This window comes from Mesorhizobium sp. M1E.F.Ca.ET.041.01.1.1 (assembly GCF_003997355.1).
Taxonomy (GTDB): Bacteria; Pseudomonadota; Alphaproteobacteria; order Rhizobiales; family Rhizobiaceae; genus Mesorhizobium.
Genome location: NZ_RZSL01000439.1, coordinates 1 through 5,267, shown reverse-complemented (window position 1 = coordinate 5,267; position 5,267 = coordinate 1). Strand labels below are relative to the sequence as shown.

Below are 5,267 nucleotides of genomic sequence, written 5' to 3'. Positions count from 1 at the left end.
AGGAGACCGGCCATATCGACATGGTCGTGAGCTGGTCGCGACAGGTCACCTATAAGCCGCTCGAAATCCTGCCGCCCGAAGCCGTGCCGCAGGATGTTTTCGACGAGGAAGGCATCGGGTTCGTCTCGCCCGAATTGGTGGACGCTTATCGCTCCCTGGCCATCGCCGTCCGCAACGAGGAGCGCGCCTTCGCATTCTGGTCCTATGTAGCAGCCCATGGGTTGTCTCCGGAAATCCAGGGAGCCGCCGAACGGATGGCACGCGAGGAACTGGAGCACGCAAAGACGCTGCGGCGCGAGCGCCGGAAAGCCTTCTTCAAGGATCGGCATCCGGGGTCGGCAATCCAGGAGCCCTACGATCTGTCCAGTCTGGAAATGGAGGTCTGCACGCGCCTTGAGGAGTATGCCAACATGAGAGGGAACACCGGTATCAAAGGGAACGAGAATGAATACCGGGATCTAGCTGTCGAGGCCCGCAAGCTCTCCCTCGACCTCGCATCGGATCCTCTTCAGACCCCCGCGCCTGTCGGGCCGCCGCCGCCGCGGTCCTTGGATGCGCTCTGCGAGTGGCTGGCCGACTACTATATCGACGCGGGTGAACACCTGCTTCCGCAGGCCGCCCGGGACAGGGCGCAGGCGCTCGCCACCATCGCTGTCAGGCGCCTCGCCGTCGTCCGATATCTTGTAGAGAGATAGGTAGAACCCAGTCCCCACCAAACACAGTGCCGCTCCGAGGGCGCCCCGCTTACGCGCCATTCCCTGATCGGCCATTTTTCTTTTTGCCGCAAAATGGGGCTGGCAGACGGCTTTCGTCCACCAGCCCCTGCTGGGCTGGGAGGGGGAGGATTCCCTTGGAACATCGCCTGTCGATCGCTTCAGCAGCAGCAACTATAGGGCACTGTTCCCGCCTTCCAACAAGCAATCACCATTCAGGGAACGGCTGTTCGTCCATTTCCAGCGTCGCATGCTTGGGCTGCCGGTACCGCACGAGCTGTCTAAGGTCGGTCATATCAACGGCCTGACCGCGAACCGGGCACACGTAGCTGGTCACATAGTCGCGCCCCCCTTAGGCTTGTCAGGTTGATTGCCGGATATCGGTGGCCCGAGATCGGACAATTTCGTCACGTTAGAAACATTCAACTTGGCTGAAATGTTCCCGGACGAGAGCCTTAATGCAGAAACGCCCAGAGGAAAAACGCCGCATCATGAAGCGCTTGCGGCAAACGGCGCATGCGTGACATGGTGCACTTGGAGAGAAAGCTCATATAAGCGAGATGCCGCAAAGCGGAGCAACAACATGAGTAGACTCGACCGCTCGCTGATCGCCGATTTGCCTTCGTTCCAGGGCCTGAACGCCTCCGAACTCGACCGCATGATCGGCCAGGCGCGGGCGCTGCGCATCGCAAAGGAACAGCCGGTCTTCGAACAGGAGCTGGATGCGCACTCCTTCTTCCTGTTGCTGGATGGCCATGTCCGTGTGGTCAAGATTACGCCGAACGGCGACGAAGTCATCGTCCGCTATATCAGCCCTGGAGAATTGATGGGCATCGCCAGCGCGCTGGGGCTCACCGCCTATCCGGCAAGCGCCATCGCGGCCACCGACTGCGTGGTGCTGGCCTGGCCAAGCAGCCTCTGGCCGGAATTCGCCTCCTCCTATCCGAGTTTCGGCGCCAACGCGTATAAGACCATCGGCAGCCGCCTGCAGGATGCCCATTCGCGCGTGATCGAGATGTCGACCGAGCAGGTCGACCGACGAGTGGCTCATGCCCTGCTCAAGCTGGTGAACCAGACGGGCAGGAAGACGGAGGCAGGTTTCCTGATAGACTTTCCGCTTTCGCGCCAGGACATCGCCGAGATGACGGGAACGAGGCTGCACACGGTCAGCCGCCTTCTGAGCGCCTGGGAGGAAAAGGGTTTGGTCAGAAGCGGACGCCAGAAGGTGACTGTCGTCGAACCCCACCGCCTACTTATGCTTGCCGAAGGCCGGGCGCCGAAGACGGAGAGCTGAACACCTCGAACTGGGCGCTGCTCCCGACTCGCTGTGCAATCCCCTCCACGTCCCCAATCATGGTGCCGTCGAGCAAGAATCCTGTCGCGGGTCAGGCGCGGGCCGCGAATGTCGGTCGTTTGAGTAAACTCGGGGCGCGTCCGTGGACTTGGATTTGGTCAACCGCGTCGGATCACGACGCGATAGTGCCCTTCCGGCTCGAACGCTCCGCGCCAGAGGTGGCCACGCCTCTCCAGCTCTTCGAAGAGGAATACCGGTTCGCGCGGCAGTAGGGCCGCCAATGTCTCGCCAGGCGACAGCGCCTCCACGCCTTCCAACGTCCGCACCATCGGCTCAGGTGGTTCGAGACCGCGATTGTCCAGCTCAACGAACGGCTCAGGCCAAGTCTTGGGATCGGTGGTATGGGAGGACTCGGAATCCACTTCGCCGGATTCCTGCCATCCGGCAGTCGGCCTGAAAATAACTTCCCAGTCACCGTTGCCAATCTCCCGCGCCGTGGGCTCGAAGCCACGCTGGCCCAGAACATGAAACAGCGGAGCCGGCTTGAACGGCGCAAGCAGGCGCAGGCCCTGTCCTGGAGCGAGCACTGCTACCGCCTCCATGACAGCGCCGAAGGGTTCGCCGCCTTGGGCCAGGATCGGGCGGACGTCGAGTTCGTAGTCGGATTGGGTCATCGCGGTCTCCATCTGTTTGATTCAATGCGGCCTGGGCAGGAAGAGGCGCGGCGGCAAGGCACCTTCGGGCAATCGCTGGGCGTAGGGCACATTCTTGAGGCGACGGGCCAGAACGAGTTCGGTCACGATAGCCAGGGTGGCGAGCAGCGTCCCACCGGCGGCGATGCGAAACAGGCCCGGCTGCTCGGCAAGCAGGGCGGCTGTGCCGACCGTCACGCTGAGGAAATAGAGTACAAACCATATCCGGTCGCGCGGCTCTGCGACGAGGTCCTGCACGCGTGGAGTGGGCTTCTTGCCCATCACGGGACCATAACATTCCAACCAGGTCAGGAACGGCACGATCTTGTAGAGTTGCGAAAGACCGAGCCCGCTAAGCCAGCCGAATGCGACGAGATAGAGCAGAGCGCCGACGTGCTGCTCCAGCGTCCCGCTTGCCACCAAGGCAAGCAGCAGTGCAGCCGACAAGGCGAGCGCCAGAAAGGCTCCCTCCGCTGCCCGGCTGTTGAGTTCGACCGCGCGCCGCTTGCGGTGGCGGTAGAAGTAGACCAGATCGACGCCGTAAAAGACGAGGCATACGCCGCCGAGCAAAACGGCGAGTGTCCGGGCAGATGTCGTGATGTCGGGAGTTCCTAGCAGGCTTGCAAAAGGCGTCGCCAAGACCATGAGCAGCAACGCGGCCGCGCCTGTCCACCACGCCGCACGGCTGCTCCAACGCTCCCTGTCCGGCGACAGCATGAACATGGGCAGGAGCCGATAGGAGACGCCGATCGCGGTAAAGCTCAGCCATCCGCCGAGCCCGACCGCGATGTGGACCGGAAGCGCATGCGTTCGGAAGTCGACCTCGGCCAGTGCTGGAAGATAACCGGACAGCAGCAGCGCGAAAAGAGCGCCGAGGACGGCGGTGGCGAGCACGCTCGGCAGGCCTACCGCAACGAAACGCGCCGGAAGTGGAAGACGGGCGCCCCAGAGCGTGCGGCCGAGCACGCTCGCGATCAAAGCAAAGCCAGCTGGCAGCAACGCGGCGGCGAAAGCAAGCAGCGGAACTCCCGTCTCGAGCGTACCCGCGAGCTCCAGAAAGCCGCCGAGCAGGCATCCATGGCCTACCAGAAGACAGATCAAGGCAGGCAATACCAGCCGCTCGCCGCGCAATGGGCCGGCGACCAGCACAGGCACGAACTGGAACAGCGCGCCGCACATTAGAAGAGTGAGCCAACCGATCGTCACCATATGAACGACGACCAGCGTCTCGGGCGCCTCCGCCACCACCGAGGGGAAGCCGTAGCCAGCGACCATCAGCGCCTGCGCGCCAACAAAAAAGAGCAGCGCCGCAGCAAAGTAGGACATCGTCCAGCGCGACAGCGCGGAGTGCATCATGATTCCCACCGTGAACCATCGCCAAAGCTAAAGATCGGTACCGAAATCCATCGTTGTATCATTGTTGCCGAGCGCTCCAGCGAACGTCTGCCAAGGTATCGACGATCGGGCGCATTCGATCTGCCGGTTCGCCACAATGCCGCAGCATTCTGAACGGCCGCAGTCTTCCGATCTTTGTCCAAACGCAAGCTGGTTGGCGAAGGCGCGGCAAACCGAGTGCGACCAGAACACCTGGTGACAGACGGAGTGCTTTGGCGCGCGAAGATCGCAAAGACGCGATGGCTTGAATGTGTGTGAAGCTAGAGCCTACCTCGACCTTTCGGTCGTTCAACATCTTCTCTACCGCTCCGCGGCATCAGAACCATGAAACGGGCCATCATTGCGAACCGACGCATTTCGCAATTGCCAATCACCGGAAGGGATTCCCGCCGCGCTGTCGCGGCCAAGGTTCGCGAGACCTTCGCCAGCATCCCCTTCATCGTCGACGTCGACGACAGCTTCCACAACCAGTCCGAGCGGCTCCGGCTTTCGATCGACCACGACAGCCTGGAATATTCCTGGTCATCGCGCAGTTCAGCTCATTCAAGCTGCCACTGGATCCTGACCCCGATTCCGCTGACGCTGATCGGCATCATGCTTGGCCACTGGGCATTCGCAGCGCCCTTCACGGCCACCTCCAGATGGAAAACCGTCTCACAGTTTTCCTGGAATTGCGTTAGCCCTGGCGGAAATCGCCGCAGACGCCGAATACTATCAGGATCGCCGCCAAGACAATCAAAACCGATGAGCCTCCCGTCAGATTGACAATGGCCGCCGAAACACCCACGACGACACCGGCAACGACGGAACGCACGCAGGTCTCAAGCCACCTCGGCACCGGCTATTCTCCCGTCCTGGGATTGATAGGGGCCGCGTGCCGTCACGCCGCGGTCGAGCAAACGGTCCAACGCCGCGAGTCGATCGGACGGCAGACGAGGCAGTTCGATTTCCCGGGCAAGATCGGCCGCAAATTCGCGGAACGGCGCGAGATTGATGGCGGGAACGCCGATCAGCACGGGTACGGAAAGTTCCAGCGCCTTTGCGATGAGAGCCCTGAAGCCACCGCCTTCGACCTCGGTCTTTCCGAATTTGCAAAGAACCAAAAGATCGGTTTTGCCGGACAACTCAGTTCCGGCGGCTTCGCAGGCGCGGAGCAGCCGATCGGTATTCAAA

Annotated in this window: 6 protein-coding genes; 2 read left to right on the top strand and 4 right to left on the bottom strand. The window is 61.9% G+C overall.

All coding sequences use genetic code 11. The features are described from left to right. The coding region (locus tag EOA38_RS39350) for a rubrerythrin family protein (RefSeq protein WP_189434925.1) at window positions 1-695 on the top strand (695 nt) is incomplete at its 5' end. A 601-nt stretch (window positions 696-1,296) separates the two neighbouring features. Beyond that, on the top strand, window positions 1,297-2,007 hold the full coding sequence (locus EOA38_RS27100) for a Crp/Fnr family transcriptional regulator (protein ID WP_127300673.1): 711 nt from the start codon (window positions 1,297-1,299) through the stop codon (window positions 2,005-2,007). Window positions 2,008-2,165: 158 nt separating this feature from the next. Here EOA38_RS27100 and EOA38_RS27095 read toward each other — a convergent pair whose 3' ends face one another. The 4 genes from EOA38_RS27095 to EOA38_RS27080 all read right to left on the bottom strand — a co-directional run. After that, on the bottom strand, window positions 2,166-2,681 hold the full coding sequence (locus EOA38_RS27095; protein WP_127300672.1) for a DUF2249 domain-containing protein: 516 nt from the start codon (window positions 2,679-2,681) through the stop codon (window positions 2,166-2,168). Window positions 2,682-2,702: 21 nt separating this feature from the next. Further along, window positions 2,703-4,055, bottom strand: a complete 1,353-nt coding sequence (locus EOA38_RS27090) for a hypothetical protein (RefSeq protein ID WP_189340430.1) — start codon at window positions 4,053-4,055, stop codon at window positions 2,703-2,705. A gap of 339 nt (window positions 4,056-4,394) precedes the next feature. Next, on the bottom strand, window positions 4,395-4,595 hold the full coding sequence (locus EOA38_RS39345; RefSeq protein ID WP_189434923.1) for a hypothetical protein: 201 nt from the start codon (window positions 4,593-4,595) through the stop codon (window positions 4,395-4,397). A gap of 320 nt (window positions 4,596-4,915) precedes the next feature. Beyond that, a partial coding sequence (locus EOA38_RS27080; protein WP_127300671.1) for a DUF2478 domain-containing protein occupies window positions 4,916-5,267 on the bottom strand: 352 nt, incomplete at its 5' end.

What these genes read in the sequence shown, in the direction of transcription:
- EOA38_RS27100 (WP_127300673.1), top strand. Translation starts at nt 1,297, where the DNA reads ATGAGTAGACTCGACCGCTCGCTGATCGCCGATTTGCCTTCGTTCCAG.
- EOA38_RS27095 (WP_127300672.1), bottom strand. Translation starts at nt 2,681, where the DNA reads ATGACCCAATCCGACTACGAACTCGACGTCCGCCCGATCCTGGCCCAA.
- EOA38_RS27090 (WP_189340430.1), bottom strand. Translation starts at nt 4,055, where the DNA reads ATGATGCACTCCGCGCTGTCGCGCTGGACGATGTCCTACTTTGCTGCG.